This is a genomic window from Celeribacter sp. (assembly GCF_048259695.1).
GTDB lineage: Bacteria > Pseudomonadota > Alphaproteobacteria > Rhodobacterales > Rhodobacteraceae > Celeribacter.
In genome coordinates this window covers 570,157-592,687 of record NZ_JBLXHL010000001.1, presented here as the reverse complement: position 1 = coordinate 592,687, position 22,531 = coordinate 570,157, and the positions used below count along the sequence as shown (strand labels likewise).

The 22,531-nt window shown below is 55.2% G+C and carries 17 protein-coding genes and 1 tRNA gene; 1 reads left to right on the top strand and 17 read right to left on the bottom strand.

What is annotated here, in order from left to right; genetic code table 11:
* Positions 1 to 321: 321 nt before the first annotated feature.
* The 5 genes from ACN0Q0_RS02835 to ACN0Q0_RS02815 all read right to left on the bottom strand — a co-directional run bounded on the left by ACN0Q0_RS02835 (position 322) and on the right by ACN0Q0_RS02815 (position 8,429).
* Positions 322 to 894 (bottom strand): transposase, encoded by a 573-nt coding sequence (locus ACN0Q0_RS02835; RefSeq protein ID WP_417241833.1) that lies wholly within the window; start codon positions 892 to 894, stop codon positions 322 to 324.
* 76 nt (positions 895 to 970) lie between these two features.
* Complete coding sequence (locus ACN0Q0_RS02830; RefSeq protein ID WP_417241832.1) at positions 971 to 1,684, bottom strand: M48 family metallopeptidase; 714 nt, start codon at positions 1,682 to 1,684, stop codon at positions 971 to 973.
* Positions 1,674 to 4,754, bottom strand: a complete 3,081-nt coding sequence (locus ACN0Q0_RS02825) for a type I restriction endonuclease subunit R (protein WP_417241831.1) — start codon at positions 4,752 to 4,754, stop codon at positions 1,674 to 1,676. The genes ACN0Q0_RS02830 and ACN0Q0_RS02825 overlap by 11 nt, the downstream gene beginning before the upstream one ends.
* Before the next feature lie 43 nt (positions 4,755 to 4,797).
* On the bottom strand, positions 4,798 to 5,997 hold the full coding sequence (locus ACN0Q0_RS02820; RefSeq protein WP_417241830.1) for a restriction endonuclease subunit S: 1,200 nt from the start codon (positions 5,995 to 5,997) through the stop codon (positions 4,798 to 4,800).
* Positions 5,994 to 8,429, bottom strand: coding sequence for an N-6 DNA methylase (locus ACN0Q0_RS02815; RefSeq protein WP_417241829.1), 2,436 nt, complete (start codon positions 8,427 to 8,429; stop codon positions 5,994 to 5,996). Before ACN0Q0_RS02815 ends, ACN0Q0_RS02820 begins: the two co-directional genes overlap by 4 nt.
* Before the next feature lie 212 nt (positions 8,430 to 8,641).
* On the opposite strand from ACN0Q0_RS02815, the gene ACN0Q0_RS02810 reads away from it, so the two are divergent.
* Entirely contained in the window at positions 8,642 to 10,456 is a 1,815-nt protein-coding gene (locus ACN0Q0_RS02810) for a TniQ family protein (RefSeq protein ID WP_417241828.1), read from the top strand.
* A 187-nt stretch (positions 10,457 to 10,643) separates the two neighbouring features.
* Here the strand turns inward: ACN0Q0_RS02810 and ACN0Q0_RS02805 are convergent, their stop codons facing one another.
* The 12 genes from ACN0Q0_RS02805 to ACN0Q0_RS02750 form a co-directional block, all read right to left on the bottom strand.
* The gene (locus ACN0Q0_RS02805) at positions 10,644 to 12,653 is read right to left on the bottom strand and encodes an ATP-dependent nuclease (protein ID WP_417241827.1); all 2,010 of its coding nucleotides are present in this window, start codon (positions 12,651 to 12,653) and stop codon (positions 10,644 to 10,646) included.
* Between the two features lie 517 nt (positions 12,654 to 13,170).
* Positions 13,171 to 13,380: a hypothetical protein gene (locus ACN0Q0_RS02800; protein ID WP_417241826.1), complete on the bottom strand. Its 210-nt coding sequence runs from the start codon at positions 13,378 to 13,380 to the stop codon at positions 13,171 to 13,173.
* Between the two features lie 213 nt (positions 13,381 to 13,593).
* Entirely contained in the window at positions 13,594 to 13,791 is a 198-nt protein-coding gene (locus ACN0Q0_RS02795; protein WP_417241825.1) for a hypothetical protein, read from the bottom strand.
* A 9-nt stretch (positions 13,792 to 13,800) separates the two neighbouring features.
* Positions 13,801 to 14,901 (bottom strand): AAA family ATPase, encoded by a 1,101-nt coding sequence (locus tag ACN0Q0_RS02790; RefSeq protein ID WP_417241824.1) that lies wholly within the window; start codon positions 14,899 to 14,901, stop codon positions 13,801 to 13,803.
* Positions 14,902 to 15,217: 316 nt separating this feature from the next.
* Positions 15,218 to 15,294: transfer RNA gene (locus ACN0Q0_RS02785), tRNA-Arg, on the bottom strand.
* Positions 15,295 to 15,360: 66 nt separating this feature from the next.
* Positions 15,361 to 16,743 (bottom strand): FGGY-family carbohydrate kinase, encoded by a 1,383-nt coding sequence (locus ACN0Q0_RS02780; RefSeq protein WP_417241823.1) that lies wholly within the window; start codon positions 16,741 to 16,743, stop codon positions 15,361 to 15,363.
* Positions 16,740 to 17,054 carry an L-rhamnose mutarotase gene (rhaM, locus tag ACN0Q0_RS02775; RefSeq protein WP_417241822.1) on the bottom strand — a complete coding sequence of 105 codons (315 nt, stop codon included), beginning with the start codon at positions 17,052 to 17,054 and terminating at the stop codon, positions 16,740 to 16,742. Before rhaM ends, ACN0Q0_RS02780 begins: the two co-directional genes overlap by 4 nt.
* On the bottom strand, positions 17,054 to 18,055 hold the full coding sequence (locus ACN0Q0_RS02770; protein WP_417241821.1) for an ABC transporter permease: 1,002 nt from the start codon (positions 18,053 to 18,055) through the stop codon (positions 17,054 to 17,056). The genes rhaM and ACN0Q0_RS02770 overlap by 1 nt, the downstream gene beginning before the upstream one ends.
* Complete coding sequence (locus ACN0Q0_RS02765; protein WP_417241820.1) at positions 18,052 to 19,029, bottom strand: ABC transporter permease; 978 nt, start codon at positions 19,027 to 19,029, stop codon at positions 18,052 to 18,054. The genes ACN0Q0_RS02770 and ACN0Q0_RS02765 overlap by 4 nt, the downstream gene beginning before the upstream one ends.
* Complete coding sequence (locus ACN0Q0_RS02760) at positions 19,026 to 20,573, bottom strand: sugar ABC transporter ATP-binding protein (protein WP_417241819.1); 1,548 nt, start codon at positions 20,571 to 20,573, stop codon at positions 19,026 to 19,028. Before ACN0Q0_RS02760 ends, ACN0Q0_RS02765 begins: the two co-directional genes overlap by 4 nt.
* Positions 20,574 to 20,658: 85 nt before the next feature.
* On the bottom strand, positions 20,659 to 21,648 hold the full coding sequence (rhaS, locus tag ACN0Q0_RS02755) for a rhamnose ABC transporter substrate-binding protein (RefSeq protein WP_417241818.1): 990 nt from the start codon (positions 21,646 to 21,648) through the stop codon (positions 20,659 to 20,661).
* Positions 21,649 to 21,700: 52 nt separating this feature from the next.
* Entirely contained in the window at positions 21,701 to 22,501 is an 801-nt protein-coding gene (locus tag ACN0Q0_RS02750; RefSeq protein ID WP_417241817.1) for a DeoR/GlpR family DNA-binding transcription regulator, read from the bottom strand.
* Between the last annotated feature and the right edge of the window lie 30 nt (positions 22,502 to 22,531).

Sequence of the window (22,531 nt, the reverse complement as noted above, 5' to 3'; positions counted from 1 at the left end):
GCCCCATTTCCATTCGAGCCGTCCTTGATGGAACCGGCACTGTTTTCTGTCGCGGGCCTAGGAACACTATGACCGCTAGCCGCTGACCGTTTGGAAACGATCACGCTAATGCGATATGAGTCAATTCCTATTTTATTTCATAAGCTTAGACTTCTTTTCCGTTATCGAAATTCGCATCCAGAGAACGCCATTAGCGGTCGATTTTGGCTGGCAATTTTCTTCGTTCGTTAGGCATTGGTGCCCGTTGTGAAGAAGATATAGATCTCGAAATTCGCAACCGGAAGTGTCTGGCAGAGAAGACTTGTGGATCGACTGTCTACTTTATTCAAAACCGAGAGATCGTTGACGCCGGCGCCGATCTTCGGCGTCAAGCCAAATTAAGTGAACTTCGGAACCAGGATCAATATGTTGCGGAAGGTCTATTTCATCAACGCAGATGCAGCGTCCCAGGAGTCCCCCGTCGACCTCAGTCAATGATCTAGTGAGGTTTTTCTTCAACCGGTAAGCTGTTGCGTACGCAAGCCCAAGACTATCTTTAGTCACGTGGGCACTAGGGATCGTTCCTATTTTCTGATGTAATACGATGTCGGCGGAAAACTGGAAATAAACTCGCAAATCAAGCATGCGACCATGCAAAATCGTGCCTGACGTATCAGAGAATTGCTTCTTGCAACTTTTGCAAGGATAGAAATTTTCGCTAGTTAAATTGCCGATATCTTTTTTTGAGCATTTAGGACAAGTCAGACCTTCTGGCCATCGAATTTCCCTAAGGCGCTCCTCGCAAGCTGATTCTGTCGGGAACTTTTCATCAACTCCCCCTGCAGGAAGTCGCAAGTAAAGAGTCAGCCAGTGGATCCGCTCCAGAGTAGTATTTGCAAAACCATTCTCAGTCATGACCGCGCGGCTATCCCAGTGGCCCCGGCAAGGATAGAATTGTCACGGGGAACTTTTTTGCCTTCCAGATCTCGCACTACCATGCATCCAAGGGCAGAGAATTGAGCTCGCTTCTTACTTGCCTCCAGGACGGCATCAGCCTATCGAGAACTGCGATGAATGCATCATCGTGTTTTCGAGAAATGAAATGAGCCATCTCGTGAAGTGCCACGTAGTCGATGGCCTGTAACGGCTTCTTGGCCAGCGAAAGGTTGAGCCAAACACGACCGGTATCCGGATTACAGCTGCCCCACTTCGTACGCATGCGCTTGATGCCAAACTCTGGCTTGGGCACATTAAGTATGTTGGCCCATCTTTCAACGCTATCGCGGCCACGGGTGCGTAGCTCTTCACGATACCATCGTAGAACCATGCGCTCCCGATCCTCGAAAGTCGCATCAGGACGCAATCGTATCCGAAGGGCATCGTTACCCTCAACCTGAATACCTGGCCGCCCTCGGGTGACTGTCTCGACCCGTAATCTTAGCGGTCGACCTAAATGCCAATGTGTTTCACCCGAGACATATGCCCGGGTGTTTTCTCGAGGTTGTTGTTGAAAGTCGCGGCGTCTTTTTTCAATCCACGGTAGCTTTGTCAGGACCGCTACGCGAACAGCGTCGAAACTCATTGATGGTGGCGCAGCAACGCGTACACGACCATCCGGTGGATACACTCCAATATGCAGATTTTTAATCGACTTATGGACGACTTCAATGTCGATCCCGGCCAAATGAAGTTGTTCAGTATTCATGCTGCGCCTTCACAATCTCAAAGATCAGCTCAGGGTCTAAGCCCTGTGGAAGAGCGTTCACAATGCACCGACTGACAAGGCGCTCCTTCATCTTGTTGTCTCGCCAGCCATAGGGGGCATTTTCTCTCAACGCTTCATCCACCGCGCGCGCCGCGTTCGCATCGCCGCCCAAGTTGTCAAACAGCGCTTTTTGGCCAGCGGTCTTGATTCCTGTTGGATAGTTTTCGGCATGACCCTGTTTTGCTTGCCGCACGAGCTCGGCGATCCGCTCTAGGTACTCCGCATATGCAATCGCTTCATCGTGGCGCTGCTTGACGAGGTCAGCCAAGAGCTCCGACATCTTCTCGTAGAATTTTGGATTAACCGGTGTCTCGTCAATGATCAGCTTGCGCACATTGTTTTCGATGGCTTCTGCGACGTTTTCCTTCTTCTTCCCCACCTTGGTGGCGACGTCATCGGCCGCGTCAGCCCCTTTACTGGCGACAAGGTCAATCAAACTTATGTCGTCCAGATCGGACACCACTTCTGAGTCATCGGCCTTGATGTAGGTATCAATCAGATGCCGCATGGCAGGTTCGAAGAGTTTGAAGTCAACCGCATCACCGCTGTGCAGCCGAACGGCATTGCGGATGTTCAGCGCGCGTTCCACTTCATTTCGGTAACCTGCCATTTTGAGATCGTTGAAACCGGCAGCGGCTGGGTCTTCCGCGACCGTACCGAAAGTGCGAGCGTAACGACCTGCGATCTTGTAGAGCGCCTGTCGACGTCGCGTTTTCTCGTCCGCATCGGGGTTGTTTGTCATGCCGTGCGACGACGAGAAATAGGCGTAGATTTCATCGTCACCTTTGGGCTGTTCGACAGGATCCAACAAGGCAAACCAGGCTTCCCGCGCTCCAAGAAAATCCTCATTGGCCTTTTCTGCGCGATCAGAGATCAGTCCATCAACATCACCTTCTTCAAAACCGTCGAAAGCCTCAGATGTATAGTCGTCAACAGCGTCTTCGATGTTTCGAAACAGATCTTTGTAGTCGATGACATATCCGTACGGCTTATCCTCCCCGTCCAACCGATTAACGCGACAGATGGCCTGAAAAAGGCCATGATCGCGCATCTGCTTGTCGATATAGATATAAGTCGCGGTTGGTGCATCGAAGCCCGTAAGAAGACGACTTACCACGATGAGCAGCTTCATTTGCGCTGGCTCTTTAGTGAACTTCCGCAGGGCTTCTTTCTCGTAATCTTCTTCATCCTGGTCCCCAAGAAGCTTGTCATAAACCTTATAAACGTATTGCTTATCCGTTTCCCCAAGACCTGCTTCTTCACCGGTGAGCTCGGACGCATTGCGTTTGTAGGAAGTCACGATCGCGCATTTGTCCGCGACGGCTGAACCTGAGTTCTTGAATATCTCAAAGAATTTGCATGCTTCCGGAATGGATCCGGCCACCAGCATCGCGTTGCCGCTTCCGGCGGAAAGCCGCGGTTTCTTGAGCATGTCCATAATGATGTCAGCAGCGATCTGATTAAGACGCTCACGGCTCGACAGCACCCTTTGCAAGGTACCCCACCGCGCCTTCAACGTGGCTTTCGCCACTGGGGTCAGCGTCTTGGTGTTCTCATCAAACCAGTCGTCGATTTTCTTGTGAGACCCGACACGTTGCTCAATGTCGCGGGCCTCATATCGAAGGTCCAGCACCACGCCATCCTCGACCGCTTCATCAAACCGGTATGGCTTGCCGATGTATGGGCCGAAGGTCTCAAGCGACGTGGACTTATCTGATTTCAGCAACGGCGTTCCCGTGAACCCGATGAACATTGCATCAGGTAGGATCTGCCGCATCGCTCGGGCCAGCTTGCCGGACTGCGTACGGTGCGCTTCGTCAATGAACACATAGAAGTCACCGACGGGGCCGCCATGACTTGCGCTTTGCACGGCGGCGATCAGCGCGTCCATTTCGCCTTCTTCGCGTTTGCCGAACTTGTGGACCAGAGAACTAACGACGCGGTCTTCAGGAGAGGCAAGCGCCGCCATCAAGTCGGCGCCGCTTCCTGCGCGACGTACCTTGTCGCCAGTGTTGCCGAAGACGTCTTTGATTTGATTGTCCAGCTCTTTGCGGTCGGTGATGATAAGGATGCGCCCATCCGGTAAACTCTCACGGATCCAGCGGGCTAGCATCACCATGATCAGGCTTTTGCCGGATCCTTGGGTTTGCCAGATGATCCCGCCCTTACGTTCCCGCACGCGCTCTTGCGCGGCCTTAACCGCGAAATACTGGTTCGGGCGGGTGATCTTTTTGATGCCTGCATCAAACAACGTGAAATCGTGGATGATCTCCAGAAACCGCGCGGGCGTCAGCATTTGCGTCACATCGCGGTCCAGCGGCTGGGTGATATCGCTGTCTTCCTTCCACGCCAACCAATAAGGCTGTGGCGTCTGGATACCAGCGTAGCGCATACCTTCGCTGTCATTGCCCGCAAAGCATATCTGGTTGGTGGTAAAGAAATGCCGGATGAACTTTGCATCCTGATTGTCGAGGGTCTGACGAATGCCTTCGCCTACACCAACCGTGGATTTCTTCAATTCCATGATGCCGAGCGCGATGCCGTTGACGTAGAACACCAGATCAGGGCGCTTGTTATAGGCCTTGGCGCTTTTGCCCTTGATCGCGACCTCTTCGGCAACGCCCATATCATTGGCGGCGGAGTCATCCCAATCGACAAAGCGTACGGTCACAGGGGCCTCACCCGGACCGGGGGAGACGGAGACGCCATAGCGCAGCAGGTCGTAAACGGCGACATTCGCCTCATAGAGCTTAGCGCCCTCTATCCGCGCGGCGCGGGTGAGTTCGGCGATGGCTTTGCTGATGACATCAGCGGCGTAGCCGCGAGAGGCGAGCCACGGGCGCAGCAGGCTTTCTTCGATATTCGCGTTGCCGTCGCGCTTTTGCCAATCACCAAGGTAGCGCCAGCCGAGGCCCCCAGGTTTTGTGGCGGGCGCAGCGGTGTTATGATTGCTAAGCAGTGCAATGATGCGGTTCTGCGTGGCGCGTTCCGGCTCGCCGATAGTGGTCATGTCAGGGCCTCCTGTGGCGGGGATTGTGTCGTGAATAAATGCATCAGACCAGCCTGGTCCGACCGGTCAGTAGGTTTTGCATCATGCCTTCTTTGATCGCGCGGGCTTTGTGCAAGCGGGCTTCGAGGGCGGTGATTTCGGCGTCCATATCGTTCAACGTGAACGCGATAGCTGACTGTTCAGCAGGGTCGATAGGCATCGAAACCTCGACATCAGCGATGTCTCCTAAATTGATCTTCTTTGGGATCGCATTTGGCAAGGATCGGTCCTCAACGCCTTTGACGAACATGCTCGACCGAGAATAGGCGTAGAGGTACAAGGCGTCGACCGATGGCGATGGTCGCAGAAGACATAGGCTAACGTAGATGCTGGCCTCGTGGTTCCAATCTACAAGATACGTGTCGCCAATGCTACCGATCCGGGTCATTAGGATGTCGCCCGGTTTGGGCAGACATCGCTTTGCCATGGCAGCGTGAGCTTCGGGCGTCACAAACTTACATTCATCAAAATTTCGGGCGGTAATATTTTCAACGCTGTAAAAGGGTATGCCCATATCGACGTAGGTTGGAGTGAAATGTGTGCCATCTTGGATTTGGGAACAAAGGTCTTGAAGGGTCTTCACTACCCACTCCCCCGAGAATCCGGGGAGGCGGCGTTTGGCGGTGAGGAGGTCTTGCATAGCGCCCTGCTTGATGCGCCGCTTCTTCGCAATCAGCCGCTCCAGCCCCTCAACCACCCCATCCGCATCCGACAACGCTTGTCCAAGATGTCTCTGCTCTTCAGGGTCATCTGGGACTGCAAGGACACATTTTTCAAAGACCCCGTTCAAGAGGTGCGTCTGATTCACGCCATCGTCAAACGCCATGAAGTACGGGTGACGGTTCAGGATGTGGAACAACATCTGGGCGTCAAACCCTTGCTTTGGGCGGAGAATGCAAACTCGCTGATTGACCGCAAGTCGCTCATGTTCGCCAACCAAATAGCATTTGGCCAATGCCCTCCCGTTAGGCAAGTCACTCATCACCATCAGGATGTCGTTCACTTTTGCGGGTGTGATGCTGCGATTGCAGGTCTTGGCGACTTGTCCCTCAGTCGAAATAAACTTGGAGTTCACACAAGTGAATTCTCCCAACGGGTCAATAAATGGCTCGTGAGCTTTGCCCGGAATGAACCGGCACATGTCAAATAAGGGTTTTTTCACCCATCCATCGGGAATGACATCGGCATGAACTAACTGGTTCACAGTGCGTACCCCATCGCTGCCAGATGCCCTGCAACCTTCGCCTCCAGCGCCGCGACCTCATCCTCCAGATCCGACAAGGTCCGTCCATAGCGTTCGGTCAAAACTCGCACGCGGGCAGTAAGGGCTTCTGTCCGCGCTTCGATCTCTGCCGCGATGCTTGTTTCCAGATCGGCCAGCCATTTGTCCTGAACCACCAGCGTGCGGATCTCGTCCTCGGTCAGGTCGGGGTATTTGCGCAGCACGGCCTCATCGAGTGCCGCTTGCGCCTCTTTCACTGCTTTCTTCGCCGCCGCCTCATCCGCCAACAGCTTGGCGGCGCGTTTCAGCATCGGCGCTTCCTCTGCATCGGCCTCGCCCGTCTTGATCCGCGCCTTGACGGTGGCCGAGGTCATTTTGCCCGCATCGGTCAGCGCGCTTTCCAGCAAACCGCCCTCGGTGCCGTGTTCCTCCACCATCTCCTCGACCTCGCGGGTGAGATCATCGGCGCGGGTTTGTACCGCTTCAAGTGTGGCCTGCATTTTGTGGAAGAACCGCGCGATCACCAGCGCGGGCGGGATCACATCGGCCACAAGGCGCACCTTGCCCGCCATGATGTCCGCGTCTTCGAGCCATTTGGTTTTCTTGCCGTCCACCTCTTTGCGGGCCTCGCGCAGTTCAGCGGCTGCTTTCCAACCTTCGCCAGTGATGACAAAGACATCGTCCTGCATTGTCTCGGACCAGTAGGTCATGAGCCGCTGATAGGCCTCGTATTTGTCGATTAGGGGGGCGGTGCTGAACCGGTCCAGCATATCCTCAGAAATGTCATGGATTAGCTTCTTGGGCAGATCGCCTTGGCCAAGCCCCGTCAGGTGAGGCGTGTTGGCGTCAGCCCAACCTTTGAGCGTTGTGCGGATCGTATCGCGGAATGCCGTGAATTCGGGATGCTCGCGGATGGCGTCCCGCACGTCTTCTGGGCCGATGAGCGGATCGGAATACCCGTCGCGTGGGTTGGGGCCAAAGAGAGCGCCGCGTACGCCGGGCATCTCGTCCCAGAAATCACTGAGAAGGTCGAGGTCACGATTTGGCACGCCACCCTTCAGGTGCGCCTCGATATCCTGCAGGTCTTCGGGATCGGATCCGTCGATATAGCGCGGGATATTCAGGTTGAAGTCGTGGCGAGTTATCTCTTTCCATTCCACGCGGCGAGAGTATCCGGGGATCTCTAGCTCTTGTGTGAAGGCGTCAATCATCTTGTGGATGTCACGTTCCCGTAGGCGGTTCTTGTTGCCATCCTTGATAAAGCCCTTTGAGGCGTCGATCATGAACAGGGGACGTTCCGCGCGGGCCTCCGATTTATCGAGCACAATAATCGATGCAGGGATGCCTGTGCCATAGAATAGGTTAGCCGGCAGGCCGATGATACCTTTGACGTATCCTTGGCGCAGGATCTTCTCGCGCAGGGTGGCTTCCTTGTTGCCACGGAAGAGGACGCCGTGAGGGAGAATGACCGCGCCGGAGCCCGTGGCTTTCATGGACTTGAGCAAGTGCAGCAAGAACGCGAAGTCACCGTTCTTCTCAGGTGGCATGTTGTCCTCGAACCGACCGAAGTCGGTGTCGGCCGTCAGCCCCGCGCTCCATGCTTTGAGCGAGAATGGTGGGTTGGCGACGACAAAATCGAAAGTTTGCAGCGTTGTATCGCCAGATAGGAACTGGGGTTCTGCAATGACGTCACCCTGACGGATGTCCGACATTTCGCGACCGTGCAAAATCATGTTCATGACCGCGAGGCCGCGGGTGGTGATGTCGTATTCCTGACCGTAGATCGTCAGATCAACCGGCGCAGCATCAGCTGCCTTGAGAAGCAGCGACCCTGATCCGCACGCACCATCATAGACAGTTTGTTTGGGACTGGTAGCGCGACCCGTACCGGCGACGGCCGCGACCACGCGGCTCACCTCGGCGGGTGTATAGAACTGTCCCTTTGACTTGCCGCTTTCTGTCGCGAAGTTGCGCATAAGATATTCGTAGGCGTCGCCGAGAATATCATCGCCATCGGCCCGGTTGCGCGAAAAGTTCAGCTCTTCGCGCGAGAAGATATTGATCAGAGCCGTGAGGGTGCTGACCATCTTGGCACCACGGCCAAATTTTTCCGCATCATTGAAGAATGCCCGGTCCACTACACCTGTCAGATCGTTGGCCTCAGCAAGCTTCGCGATGATCTTGTCGATCCCTTCGCCGATATCTTTGTCGCCGCGGAGATTCTTAATGTCGTTGAAGGAACACCCTTCAGGAACATCGATCAAAGAATCCTTGGACCCTGCGCGGTCGGAAACGTATTTTATGAAGAGCAGCGTGAGGATGTAATCCTTATAAAGCGAAGCATCCATACCGCCACGGAGTTGATCGCAGCTGTCCCAGAGCGAGCGGTAGATATCACTTTTCTTGATTGCCATTTGGTGCCCGTCCATTCTTTTTCTTTCACAGTAGTTTGCTTTCGGCGTGTCGGAAAGGCGAGGCCCATCCAGAACGCAAACAAAATTACGAGGCTGGCACTATGTGTCGATGCTGTGCGGGGGGCGCAGGGCGATGGAAAACGACGATTGAAGCGCATAGTTAGTTATGAAACGTCTACAAAATCCGATTTGCTGAGGGGCTATCGTCACCCATGCCACTACGTTCTGCGCCTTCTCCGCAGCCTCGCGAAGGGTTGTTGTCTCTGCTATCGCGCGCGGCAGGGCAAAGGGAAATCTCAGCCCGCAGTTTTTGCAACGAACTTGGATTGTCCTTTAAAAAGCTCGTGAACCACGATGGGGAACAGGTTCAACAGGTTGCAGACATTCTCGGGTTGGACGCCAAAACGCTCCGCGAAGTCCGATCCTGGACAATGCAGCCATTACTCGGTGTACAAGTACAGTTTCGCGGTGAGGCCTATGGTTCGCGCGCTTTGATGAACCCGGTAGTCAGAGGGTGTCTTTCGTGTCTTCGGGAGGATGTAGCAACAGATCGAGCACCGCCTCAGGCCCAGATGGTAATGCGAGGTCACTGGCAGCTAAAATATGTTGAAATCTGCCATCGCCATGGCCAGCCACTGGTCCCAATTTGGCAAGTAAGCCCACTATTGGAACGACATGATTTTGCGACGAACTTTTCGAGACTTTCAACTGGAATTCTGAAGGGCGACAAACCTGCAGAGGAACAAGCGATAACGACCTATGATAATTGGCTGGATGGACGTTTATCGGGAGCCCGCGACACAGGCTGGATTTTGGAACGCGATATCGATAGCGCAGCGACCTTTTGCAATCTTCTCGGGGTGGAAATGATACGTGCGTTCCCAGATATGGAGACCGCGATTAAACCTGCTCGTGCAATTGGTTTTGATATAGTTAATCAGGGAAATGAAGCGATATCTCGCGCCTTGAAAGAGCTTTCTATTTCGGCTTCAGGACCTCAAGATGGCATGCGTCAGGCGTTTGGCCGCCTCTATCAATGGTTGGCTCACGATTCAGCTCAGAACCAAAGATGTAATATCTATCGCGATCTGGTGCGCGACGTCATTCTCGATTCTTGGGAAGTCCCATCGGGAGAAATAATCCTTGGTACTCCTGTGCAAAAGCGCCGATGGCATTCCATACAAAGCGCGTCGATTCAAACCGGCAAGTCTGTAACTGTTACAAGGCAGATTTTAGAACATGCCGGCGTTATTAAGAGAGACGATGCACGCCCACACAAGCGTCTTATCTTCGATGCTGCGCAAGCTGAACCTACCTTAAAATGGTGCGCGCGGTTAGTGAGGGCTAAGGAGATGGCAGAACACCTTGGCGCTTCGTCAGGACAGTTTGAAACTCTTGCCCGTGAAAATCTCATCAAACCAGCGCTCCCGATCAGCATATCAAAATTTCAGTGGGATAAGAGAGATGCGGACCAATTTTTAAAAAAGCTCACCGTTAATGCAAAAAGGGTGGTGGACGATGGAAGTTGGGTGTCGTTTCCTATTGCGGCGGGACGCGCACACGTGAGCCTCTATGATGCATCCAAGGCCGTCAAAGATGGGAGGATTGATGTTGTGCTTCTGCAGGACCTCCGCGGCTACGCAGGTATCCATGTTCAACAAGCGGAAATGAATTTGCTGACCTCAGGACGCCCTTCCGCCCCAACTCTCGCCGAATTCGGGATGGAGGTCGGATTGCAGAAGAATGGGACCATGAATGCATTAGTCGAAGCTGGTCACGTTCAGGCGACGCGAATGTTTAGTCCAGCGACCCGCCGGATGGGATTGTATATGACTGATGAGGATCAAGAAGCGTTTCATGCTATATTTACGACGCTTAAGTTGTTGTCTTCTAGCTTGGATATCGATCCGCGAGACCTGAGGCGAAAGCTTCGTTGGGCCGGAATAAATCAGTTTCGTATTGAAGAAAGAGAATTCGATCGCGTTTATCGAATTGGCGACATTCACGACAGTGATTTCAAGGTTTGAACACGAGCTTTTACTGAATTTGTGATCGTCAGTGACAAGACTAACGGCCCAAAAGCACGCTTTCTGCCGCCGCTGCGGCGCACCTGAAGCTTCTCTTCGGTATAAATGCGCCTGACATTCTTATGGTTCACGACAAAACCTTAGTTAGCCACTTGTAGTTAGTTCTCCGAATGTCTGTATATCCTACTTAGTCTGACTGCAGCGCGGCTTCTAAAATCACTTTCAAATCTTCGGCAACGACAAACCCATCTGGAATCGTAAAAGCATCAAGCAACTTGTCGTTCTTACCAGCATCTTTAACTACTTGCTTCAGCGCTTTGTGTAGCTTCTTGCCTTTCACTGTATTGGGTGACTTGCCGCCAGCCGCATCCCACAGACCCACAGCATCTGGAGAACCTCCATCCGGCCAGAGAGCATGAACAATCTTCTTCCGTTTCTGAAGAAAATGATCCCGTGCGCCCCCAATATTTTGTGCAGCTTGGCAACGCCAGCCCTCAGAGACATCCTCGTCTACATCGTATAAGGAGGCCAAATATTTTGCTGAACAGAAGTATCCCTCAAGGTCAGAACCCGCGGTGACCCACGGATATACACCTTCAGTTGCAAAGCTATCTCGCCATTTGGCGGCCTCTTCTTCGGTCATGAAATCTCCGTCCCGGTGAATAGCAGCTTTGACTTTGAGTTCTCCATCTACAAGTAGGCCTTCGAGAAACTTGTCACGAGGTAAGTTGTCGATCCCAAAGCAACGGCAGACCGAAACCTGCGCTGATAGACTGGGCCATTGCCTGAGAATTGCTCTGAGGGGTTTATCATCTTCATCCTCGACAAAAAACAAAACAGACTTGTCTAAACCACCCCATCCCAGCAAGCGGCGAATTGCGTCATCGTCATCGGTTTGGACAACTCCATCTCTCATCCACACAAGTCTAGAAACAAGGCTCGCGGCTCTTACGATGTTAGGGCTGTGCGTTGTGAGGACGATTTGGGTGTCCAACTCTTTCGAGGCAAGCTCTAAGGCCTCGATTAACCGTTCCTGCTTATCGGGGTGGAGGTGCGCGTCGGGTTCATCGATGAGCATCAACCTCGGCTTAAATAGTATCAAATACGCGAAGATTTGAACAACTTGCAAAATTCCAGTTGCAGCGGTTTCTAGAGGGCGAACGCTGCCATTTTGAATATCTGCTATAGAGGCAGAGATATGAAAGTCTTCCCGTTCATCAAACGACACGTCGATTGATGAGTTGGGGTGAACCCTTTTAATTAGCCGATTAAGCGCCCTAAGCCGAGCTTGTCCCTCCCCAACCTCGTTGTCATCACTACTATCCGTGCTGAGATTATAAAGAATATTTCTTAGAACTCCTCCCGCATCCCCACTCGATGCCTGCCGGCGCAATGTTGGTTGAGCTAAAATGGTCTCCCTTTCGGAAAGACCAGCCAGTCCGGGGATGTAAGCGGTTATGAATTGGTACCGCTGCTTGTAAGGTGTGACGGCACTCCCGCCTTCCATATAGGCGGTTATCCCACCCTTGTTTCGGGCAGCGCGGATTCGCACTGTGGTTTGAATCTGCTCATCTGATTCTGAAGCATGTCTAAAGTAAACTTCTACGGCCTCAGACTTCGCCCCGGTCTTAAGTTCGCCATTGTGTAACGTCTTCAAAGGGTCACTCGAAGGGATGTAGTCGAGTCTCTCGAAGGATATCATTTCCTTCTGATTTTTAGGTAAAACGTAGCTTGCTGCTCTGGCCGCCCAGTGAATTGCCTGCAGGACTGATGATTTACCGCTTCCATTTGGTCCGACCAAGATCGTAACGTTCCCAAGTGGAATTTCGGCTTCCTTCGCCGCCTTAAAATTCCGAACGGATATCTCGGTTAGCGGTGTCCACCTTTTCGCTCTAGTCGAACGAGAATCCACAACACGCGTTCCAGAGATTTCTTCAATTGTGGTATCGCTGTCAGGTGCGTCAAATGCATTAAGGCTAACTTCCCGCGTCAACTCACCATCTGAGAGGCCAAGTTGTGCCAAAATCTGAGCATCTGATCCCTCATCGAACCTGACAAGGAAGCCATAGGTTTCTCCATCATTTCCTGAAATTTCTTCGAGTTCCCAAGCGACTTCATCTAGAAGTTCGGGACCAATCTCCCACTCAACCGCAATTAAGTGTGCTTGGCGGTCGTTCCCAACATCGAAGTGGTTCATCTAATGCTGCCTCAAAATTCACTTTTTAGATGAATACAGCGGCAAGTAATTCCATGTAAAGGATAGTGAAATTTTGCTTCGTTTTTAATGCCCTCATCGTTCAAAGCAGGACGCAGATAAATGCCAGAGCCGTGTTGCACCATGCTTGAAATGCCAAAAGCCGACCTTGGATAACCCTGCAGCGAATGTCCGGAATCCGCCATACAAGCAGCTTGCCAGAATCGCCTAAGAGCGCAAGTCCGATAGACACTTAGCAGCATTACCTAGCTTTCCCAGAAACAGGCCTCCCGCAAGTATGAAACCGATTCATCGATTAATTCACCCGCATATCCCACTGACACGTTTCTGATATCCGTACCATGAACCTTCGCGCGAAGCCTGCGATGGGAATGCCCAAAGAACCATGCATTGGGCCGATACTGAATGAGCAGATCACTCATGTCGGAGTGGAAGGCGGCGGAAAGCGTGTCAATCTCCCCGGCGACCGCCGGATGAGGGCCGTGGTGCGTGACAACGACTATTTTGCCACAAGCCCCGCAAGATGGTGGCTTGCCATACTGCGGGTAAGCCAGGCGCGATGATCGTGATGAACGCGCAATGTTTCTCTTGGCTTCAACCGGCGCTCAAGCCGCATAATTGAGATGCCGACTTCGGGTAGGTTGGGGTCCAGCGGCGCACCGATCATGCCGTAGTCTGCCATGAGCAAATTAGCAGTGTGCATAGCCATTGATGGTTCTCAGAACAGATTAAAATCAGACCAAAGAGTGCAGCACAAGATCCGCGTATCACCATGCAGTAGCGCTGTTTTCTGTACGAAATGGGCGTCCGCATCGTTCGCCACTCTTTCGAGCTTATGGTCGTCGGTCAGGTGAGCACCGTAATAATCGTGATTCCCAGGCAGCGCGTAAATTCGTTCTGGCAGAATGAACTCTGACAGGTATTAGAAAACCTGCGCCCAGCGATCAGCGGGACCGTTTGCGAGGTCGCCAGCGAGGATAAGAGCGTCTGCATTCCAGACGATATCCTGCAGGTTCCATTGATTGATAGGGCACTGGGTAAAGCGTTGATAGCTATCATAGTGCAGATCGCCGAGAACAACGATTTTGCCACTGCGATACGGGATGTTTTGATATTGCACGGCGCGACCTCAGTTCAACATTGGCTGGCGGGCCAGCGTCTGAGCGCGGTCAAGCATGCGACTGACTGTGCGCAAGCTCAGGCCAGCGTTCCCAATCGCGCCGCAGTCGAAGACGTCCATTAGCGCCGCCAATGCCGAGTCTGGCAAATCCCGGCGCGCGCCTTCGGTCTCTGCAAATTGCCGCAACTGGTCTATTGTCAGATCCGGCAGGTCCAAGACCACACAGCGGCTTCGCAGCGGCTCAGGCAACCCTTGTCGGCTGTTGGCCGTCATCACCCAATTCACCCATGACATATCGCATTTGATTTGAAAGTACGGGCATTCCCATGTCGCGGCCGTCAGACGCTCTAGCAGCGGCAGGAGGGCGTTCGTGAGCATATGATTGGATCCTTTGCTGGACTGCACATCGCCAGACTTTTCCACCTCATCGACGATGACCAAAGGCCCGCCATGACGCTCTTTCAGAACGGTCTGCATGAGCTTGCCGGGCGTCGCATTGGACCAACCGCGTTGAGAGCCGACAAGTGCAAAGCTGGCGGGTTCTCCTGTCGCGTCGATCATCGTGGATGGCACGGCAAGGTGATGCGCGACGCGGCGCGCCCAGTGGCTTTTGCCAATTCCGGGCGAGCCGACCAACACAAGCGGATCAAACCGCAGCCCTGGCAAACCCTCACGCGCTGATGCGCGCAGCCCGTGCCAGACAGCTTCTGTCGCAGGCGCCATCCAAGGCATCTCTGCATGAAGACTTGCTGCAATCTCATCCGCCTCGTGCTCCGTCGCAACACACGCGATGTGCAAGCCGCCCCTGAAGGGTGTCAGCCGTACCCGGTCTTCTTCGGGAAGATGATACATGCCGGTCGCAGAATGAAGCCGTTCGAGATAACGCACCGCTCGAAATTTAATCCGGCGGCGATCGGCCCCGTCGAGCAAATCATGCGGATACAGCAGATCGTCTTCGGTTATGCGGCCGGCATCCTCCTCGGCCTGCTGCGCCTGCTCGCGGATCTTTGCCAGGAACGCTTTCAACCGCCCCTCAACATCGCGCAGTTTGGGCAGCTCGCCGTAAAAGGTCAGGTCATGAAACGGAATTTTGGATTGCGATTTGGTCAAGCTGGAGTCCTCTCATAGCGCAAGGAAGCACCTTGCGCCGTCGCCGGACGGTCAGTGACCACCGGCAGATGTGATATGAAAGGTTCCGGAACCTGTAGATCTTAGAGAGGCTATTAGGCACGCACTGTCAAATATGCGCCGTAAAGCTGCTTTCAATTAGATGAAAAATTGGCCGAACCACCCAGCAAGGCACTGAAATTGCTATAAAACTGAAAGCACCAAGGATTTCGCCGATGTTTCAAATAGCTTTGCGCGCACTATTACTTACTTTTGCGCGCACTTCTGGTTTTTCTGGCACATATATGGTGGGATGATGTGGCGACCCCGGAAGGAATCGAACCCTCAACCTGCCGATTAGAAGTCGGCTGCTCTATCCAGTTGAGCTACGGGGCCGGAACCACCTGCGCTGCATAGCAGACCCCAAAAGCGGTGAAAAGTGCGAATGGGGCCTGTGTGCGCCTATGGGTGTTGCGCAATCTGTGTGTGCCACAGGGCCGCATAGTTGCGCAGTGCCTCGGGATGTGCCGGCGTCACATTGGTGGCATTCGTCGTACGGGGCTGCGGATGTGTAAATAAAAGTGCGGCACCGATACTTGTCCCTGTGACGGACGGTTCCGTTTGCACGCCCTCGGGGCGCAGGGCCGCGAGCATATCGAGGAAGTCGGCGTTGCGCGCAAACGGGCCTTCGATAATGGTGGGGCCATGCGCCCCGATCAGGTCGAGGCAGGTCTGTGTCATCAATGCCAGATAGAGCGCCAAGGCATACAGACGCTCACCGTCGGTCTGCGGGGCTTTGGTCCAACGGTGTGTGCGCCCCGCAAAGGGACCGCTTTGCGACACAACGGCAGGCAAAAGCATGATCCCGCGTCTCACCACAGCCGCGCGGTCGGCGGCGGTGGGAACGGCGTCTGTGTCCCCGCGGATGATGTCATACGCGCGTCCGCCCATGAACCGTGCGGAGGGGACAGGCGCACCGAAGGCCGAAACATTGAGAAGCGTGTCGCGGGCGGGATCAAGGGGCAAAGGATCGGTTCGCGCCGCCATTGCGACGACCCATGTCCCCGTGGAGACGACCGAAAATGGTCCTGTGCGTTTGATCAGATGGGGCAGGAGCGAGGCGTTGCTGTCATGGATGCCACAGGACACGGGGGTGGCCGCGGGCAGGCCGGTTGCGGCGCAAACCTCCGGCGTGAGCGTGCCAAGAAGAGTATTGGACGTTTGCGCGGGGGCCAGTTTTTCCCTGATGCCGAGGCGGTCCACAAGGTCGGAAAACCGTGCGTCTTGCGGGCACCAGAGATCGGTGTGGCACCCGAGGGAGGTCACATCCGTGGCCACAGCACCCGTGAGACGAAACCCCCAGTATTGCGGGTAGGTCACAATATGGGCGGTGCGTTGTAACAGGTCCGGATCCCGATCGAACAGCCAGAACAGTTGCGCCCCGATGTTGAGACCCGTCGGCAAGCGCGGGCTGCCGGTGCGGGCAAATTCGGGACGGATCGCATCATAGGCCGCCGCAACGGTGTCGGGGCCGTTGTGTTCGTAATCGAGCATCGGCGTGGCCAGAGCCCCGTGTGCATCCAGCAATACCGCAGCGGCCCCGTGGGTTGTCACCGATATTGCGTCGATCCCGTGGCTGCGGTGAAACGCGGCGAGGTGGTCGAGGAAAAAGGCCCAATGCCCGTCAAGGTCGAAATGCGGATAGGGCGGGCCCGCGCACACGGTGTTGGGGCGCGTGATCACGGCAATCTCGGTGAGGGTCTGTGCATCGACGAGGGCGAGTTTGGCGTTTGTTTTGCCAACATCGATCACGGCGATATGGCGTGGTGATACGGGTGCTGTCATGGGTGGTGAAAGACCGTGACGAGATCGGTTTGGATGGGGCTGTTGTCGGGGTTGGTTTCCATAATATCCGCCATATACGCCCACCATTTTTGAACCACAGGATGATCCGGTAGCGCCGCCATCGTATGATCGGGCCGTCGCCAAAGCACGCCGAACAGGTGGTGTGTCTGCGGATCGTAATGTATCGAATAATCGTCAATGCCGGCCGCGTGCAACACGGCGGACAACTCGGGCCAGATCGCCTCATGGCGCCTTTTATACTCGTTCAGTTGGCCCGCCTTCAGGACCATGCGAAAGGCATATTTTTCCATCACTTGCGCCCTTTGAATTTGGTCCACAGGCGCGGTAGGGCAATCACCCCGATCAGCAGCAGACCGATAAAAATCGACATCACGATCCCGGGGACATTGAGCAAACCGAGGCCAAAGGTGACAAGCCCCATCACAAACGCCGCGATCACCACACCGGGGATCGAGCCGGATCCACCAAGGATGTTGATGCCGCCGAGCACCACCATGGTGACGACTTCCAGTTCCATGCCTGTGGCGATGGAGGGGCGTGTCGATCCGAGACGGGAGGTCAGGCAAACGGCGGCCAGTCCCGACATGAGGCCCGTGAGCAAAAAGAGGATCATCTTGACCCGTTCAACGCGGATGCCCGAGAACAATGCGCCCGTGGCATTGTTGCCGATGGCATAGACCGCGCGGCCAAAATTGGTTTTGTGCAAGACGACGGTATAGATCACCGCGAGACAGGCAAAGATGACCATTTCCACGGAGATCACCCAAAATACGTAGCCTTGGCCGAACCATGCAAAATCGGCGGGGTAGCCACGGAACGCGCCATCGCCAAGGATGATATAACTGATGCCGCGAAACAGGCTCATGGTGCCAATGGTGACAACGATGGATGGCAGCCCCAGACGCGTGACAAGCACACCGTTGAACGCCCCACATAAAAGACCCGCGCCAAGACCCGCAAGCACGATCACCGGCGTGCCAAAGCCTGCCTGCATTACGAGCCCCATGACGGTCGAGGCCAGAGCGATGATCGCGGCGACCGAGAGGTCGATTTCACCGGAGATGATCAGCAGCGCCATTGCAAAAGCGATCATCGCCTTTTCGGTAAAGTTGAACGTTGCGTCGCTCAGGCTCCATGCATTGAGAAAATAGGGGGAGGCAAACGCGTTGAGGACAAAGATGGATATGGCCACAATCAACAGCAGCATTTCCCAACTTTTGATTTTGCGCTCAAGCGGGGTCCGCAATTGGTCGGGGATGTGGCGGGGGGTGTGGGGACCGGACAGGCTCATTGGGCGTGCTCCGCAGATTTGAGAATGACGCGGCCTTTGGTGCGGCCCGCGCGGGCGTTGAATGTTACGGCAATGATGATGGCTGCGCCCGAAATGGCGAGTTGCCAGAACGGCGAGATGTCGACCACGGGCAGGGCGTTTTTAACCACGCCTAAAAACAATGCGCCCAAAAGAGTGCCGATGACCGAACCGGAGCCGCCCGCAATCGAGATCCCGCCGATGACACAGGCCGCGACCACATCCAACTCGAACCCGCCCGCGATATCGACGTAGGCGACAGCGTAGCGTGCAATCCACAAATACCCCGTCAGCCCCGCAAGAGCGCCGGAAATGACAAAGGCCAGAAACTGGGTGCGGCCAACATTAATACCGGTGTAAACGGCGGCGTGCGGGTTGCCTCCCACGGCGAAAAAGGCCCGCCCGAGTGTGGTGCGGCTCATCACCACGAACATCACGGCAATGGTTGCAATGGCAATCCACCCCAAGACCGGAAGGCCCCAAATGACCCCGCGTGCAAAGCCAGTGAAGGCGGGGCTCATTTCATGGGCGTTGATCCACTGTCCTTTGGAGAGCAGGAAAATGACACCCCGGAAAATGGTCATGGTTCCGAGTGTTACAACAATGGGCGGGATGTCGAGTTTCCACACCAACAGGCCGTTTATGGCCCCCAAGGCGGCGCCCATGGCGAGGGCAACCATAAGGATCACCACCACAGGAAGATCCGGCGCCGCGACGTTGATCATGGCGCAAACCATCCCCGTTAGTGCGAGGTTGGCCGCGACGGACAGGTCGATACAGCGCGTCAGGATCACGACCATCTGACCCAGAGCGAGGATGATCAGGGGGGAGGTGTCATTGAACACACCGGCAAGGTTTTTCGGGGTGACAAATCCGGAAAAACGGGTGGAGATCAGCGCCAGAAGCAACAGGATCGCCCCGAACAGGATTGCTTCGCGAGACTTGACGAGGCTCATGCTGCGTCTCCTTTTTGACCGATGCCTGCGGCGTGGCGGACCAGTGTTTCGGGGGAAAGGGCGTCGCGTGATAATTCCGCGGCGATGCGCCCTTCGCGCATGACAATCACACGATCGGACATCCCGAGGATTTCGGGAATTTCGGAACTGACCATAATGACCGATAGCCCCTGTGCCGCCAGTTCGGACATGAATTCATGCACCGCGGCCTTTGACCCGATGTCGATGCCTTTGGTCGGTTCATCCAGAATGATGACGCGCGGTTTTGTGGCGAGCCATTTGGCGATGACGACCTTTTGTTGGTTGCCGCCCGACAGGCTGCCCACGGGAGTGTCGAGGGAGGCGGCGCGCAACTCAAGGCGCTCGGTATAGGCGCGCGCCAATGCGAATTCTTCGGCCAGCCGGATAAAACCACGGCGTGATGTCTGGCCCAGAGAGGGCAGAGTCACGTTTTGAAATATGGGCATGTCAAGGATTGCGCCCTGTTTGCCGCGATCCTCGGGGACATAGACCACACCCGCCGCGATGGCATCGGCCGGCGAGCGGATGACGGTGAGACGATCCTCGATCCGCGTGATGCCTTTGGTTGGTTTGGTGATCCCGATCAGCGACTGCATGAATTCGGAGCGCCCCGCGCCAACGAGGCCATAGAACCCGAGGATTTCGCCACGACGGAGGTCAAAGGTGATGTCCTCGAATTCGGTCGGATGGCAATAGCCCACGACCTTCATCACTTCCGCGCCGATATGCGCCGCACGTTTGGGATAGATTTGGTCGACGGAGCGCCCGACCATCATCTGGACCAGATCGCTTTCCGTAACATCCGCCATATCCCCGGCACCGACGAATTGCCCGTCGCGAAAAACGGTATAGCGGTCGGAAATACGGAAAATTTCGTCGAATTTGTGGGAAATGAACAGAATTGCCTTGCCCTGTTTTTTCAGAACCTCGACCAATTCGTAAAGCTCCTCGATCTCTTTTTGAGAGAGGGCGGCGGTCGGTTCGTCCATGATGACCACACGGGCGTCTACCGACAGGGCGCGTGCGATGGCGACGAGGTGGCGGGAGGCAATGCCGAGGTCTTTCAGTTTCACCATTGGATCAATTCGCGCCCCGATTCCGTTTAGAATCTCGGCGGCTTTGTCGCGCATCGCGGCGCGGTCGATGAGGCCAAAACGGCCTTTGGGAGCGTGGCCGATATAGATGTTCTCGGCGACGCTCAATTCGTCGAACAGCACGGTCTCCTGATGAATGGCCGTGACCCCTGCGTTCGAGGCGTCCTGAGCCACCGCAAAGCGAACCGGAGCGCCATCAAGCAGGATTTGCCCGCCGTCGGGTTGATAAATGCCGGTGAGAATTTTCACGACGGTGGATTTGCCCGCGCCGTTTTCCCCGATCAGCGAGGTGACTTTGCCCGAAAACAGTTCGAGCGTGACCTCATCAAGTGCTTTGACCCCGGGGAACACCTTGGTGATGTGATCAAGCGCAAGAACCGGAGCCCCCGCGTCCTTGGTCTGGTCGTGCGTGTTTTGGTCCGTGCGCATGGCTCAGCCCTATCGTTCTTGGTTCTGGGGACGGGTGGGAGGCGGCGCACCATTGGTCACGCCGCCCCGGTTGGTCGCGCTGCGTTTAGAAAATATCTTTGAACGCATCGATGTTGGAGCTGTCGTAGACAAACGGGTCAGCCATGGCGGCGGAGTTTGTCTCGTCGAGCGTGATTGTCCCCATGCGACCGATTGCAATCTCTGCGCCGGGCGCGGCCGTCGCGGCTTCGGTGGCCAGTTGGTAGGCCAGCATGGTCGCGGAGTACCCCAGATCGATCGGGTTCCAGATCGCAAAGGATTTCGATGCCCCGCTTTCGATCGCGCCCGCCATTTCGGATGGCAAACCCAGACCGGTTACGTTGACCTGACCGATTTTACCCGCATCGGCAACGGCCTGAGCCGCAGCAACGATCCCCACGGAGGTGGGCGCAATGATGGCGTCGAGGTCGGGATAGGACTGCATAAGGCCCTGGGCCTCGCGGTAGGATTTATCGGCAAGGTCGTCGCCATATACTGTTCCCACAACGTTGATACCGGGGTAATTCCCCATCACCTTGTTCATCTCGTCGATCCAGATGTTCTGATTCGTGGATGTGGTGGTGGCCGATAGAACGGCAACGTCGCCGCCCTCGGGTAGATTGTCGGCGGCCAGTTTGATGATCATGTTCCCGATCAGCGCGTTGGACGAGGGGTTGAGGTGTGCCTGGCGACCATCATCGGCCACGCCGCTATCCCATGAAATCACGGTGATCCCGCGCTGCATGGCCTTCTTGAGCGTAGGGACAAGAGCGTCGGTGTCGTTGGCCGAAACGGCAATCGCATCCACGTTTTGTGCGATCAACGAGTTGATGACTTCGATCTGGCCTTCGGCGGTGGTGTCGGTCGGACCGGTGTAAATGATCTCTACACCGCCCAATTCTCCGGCGGCCTCTTTGGCGCCCTCTGCGGCGGCCTCGAAAAAGCCGATGCCGAGGGCCTTTACGACAAGTGCGATGCGCATGTCGTCTGCGTGTGCGGTGCCTGCAAACAGTCCGGTGGCGATGGCCACAGTTGTCAAAAGTCTGTTCAGTTTCATTTTGGGTTCCTCCCTGGTTTACCCTGTTTGTGCGGCACGCATCCGTTGTGTGTTATGATGCCGCTTCGTCTTTCGTGGACGTGGTTCCGGCCACGATGAGTTTGATGTCGGCGGCCTCGATCATCGCGGCCGCGCGGTCGCTAATCCCCTCATCGGTGATCAGCACATCAATTCGGCTCAGCGGACATAGAACGAGGCTGGACCGGTTTTCGAATTTGGTTGAATCGACGAGCAGGACAATTTCGTCGGCCTGACCGATGAGTTTTTGTTCGGCCTGGATGATGAGCGGATCCGCTTCCATCACGCCAAGCGGCCCGACGCCCTGAGCGCCAAGAAACATGCGGCGGGCGTAGAAATTGCCCGTCACGTCGTTGTCGAACGGCGAGAGAACGATGTTTTGTTCGCGGTAAACAATTCCGCCCGACATCAGCACCGTGTTCTTGGAGTTCTTGAGCAAGTGCTCGGCAATCGGAAACGAGTTGGTGAACACCTGACAGCGGCGCGAGGCCAGAGGGTGTACCATCTGAAAGGTTGTCGTCCCGCCATTGATAATGATCGGTTCGCCATCGTCGCACAATTCGACTGCCGCGCGGGCAATTGACTGCTTTTGCGCGTTGTTGAGCGTTTTGTTGAGTGAAAATGGCCGCCCCGCAAGGCCGGGAAAGGGTTTGGGAGCAAAGGCTTCGGCGCCGCCCCGGACGCGGCGCAGTTTTTTGGCCACATGCAGCGCCGCGATATCGCGACGTATTGTGGCCTCGGAGGCTCCTGTGAGGCTGCAAAGCTCCACGACTGTCACGACCGGACGGTCCTGAACAGCGGAGAGAATGACCCCGTGGCGTTCCTTTTCGTGCATTGAATTCCTCCCAATGACGATGAGACTGCC

What these genes read in the sequence shown, in the direction of transcription:
- rhaM (WP_417241822.1), bottom strand. Translation starts at nt 17,054, where the DNA reads ATGGAAAAATATGCCTTTCGCATGGTCCTGAAGGCGGGCCAACTGAAC.
- ACN0Q0_RS02765 (WP_417241820.1), bottom strand. Translation starts at nt 19,029, where the DNA reads ATGAGCCTCGTCAAGTCTCGCGAAGCAATCCTGTTCGGGGCGATCCTG.
- ACN0Q0_RS02805 (WP_417241827.1), bottom strand. Translation starts at nt 12,653, where the DNA reads ATGAACCACTTCGATGTTGGGAACGACCGCCAAGCACACTTAATTGCG.
- ACN0Q0_RS02825 (WP_417241831.1), bottom strand. Translation starts at nt 4,754, where the DNA reads ATGACCACTATCGGCGAGCCGGAACGCGCCACGCAGAACCGCATCATT.
- ACN0Q0_RS02780 (WP_417241823.1), bottom strand. Translation starts at nt 16,743, where the DNA reads ATGACAGCACCCGTATCACCACGCCATATCGCCGTGATCGATGTTGGC.
- ACN0Q0_RS02800 (WP_417241826.1), bottom strand. Translation starts at nt 13,380, where the DNA reads ATGGCTATGCACACTGCTAATTTGCTCATGGCAGACTACGGCATGATC.
- rhaS (WP_417241818.1), bottom strand. Translation starts at nt 21,648, where the DNA reads ATGAAACTGAACAGACTTTTGACAACTGTGGCCATCGCCACCGGACTG.
- ACN0Q0_RS02770 (WP_417241821.1), bottom strand. Translation starts at nt 18,055, where the DNA reads ATGAGCCTGTCCGGTCCCCACACCCCCCGCCACATCCCCGACCAATTG.
- ACN0Q0_RS02810 (WP_417241828.1), top strand. Translation starts at nt 8,642, where the DNA reads ATGCCACTACGTTCTGCGCCTTCTCCGCAGCCTCGCGAAGGGTTGTTG.
- ACN0Q0_RS02750 (WP_417241817.1), bottom strand. Translation starts at nt 22,501, where the DNA reads ATGCACGAAAAGGAACGCCACGGGGTCATTCTCTCCGCTGTTCAGGAC.
- ACN0Q0_RS02760 (WP_417241819.1), bottom strand. Translation starts at nt 20,573, where the DNA reads ATGCGCACGGACCAAAACACGCACGACCAGACCAAGGACGCGGGGGCT.
- ACN0Q0_RS02835 (WP_417241833.1), bottom strand. Translation starts at nt 894, where the DNA reads ATGACTGAGAATGGTTTTGCAAATACTACTCTGGAGCGGATCCACTGG.
- ACN0Q0_RS02815 (WP_417241829.1), bottom strand. Translation starts at nt 8,429, where the DNA reads ATGGCAATCAAGAAAAGTGATATCTACCGCTCGCTCTGGGACAGCTGC.
- ACN0Q0_RS02830 (WP_417241832.1), bottom strand. Translation starts at nt 1,684, where the DNA reads ATGAATACTGAACAACTTCATTTGGCCGGGATCGACATTGAAGTCGTC.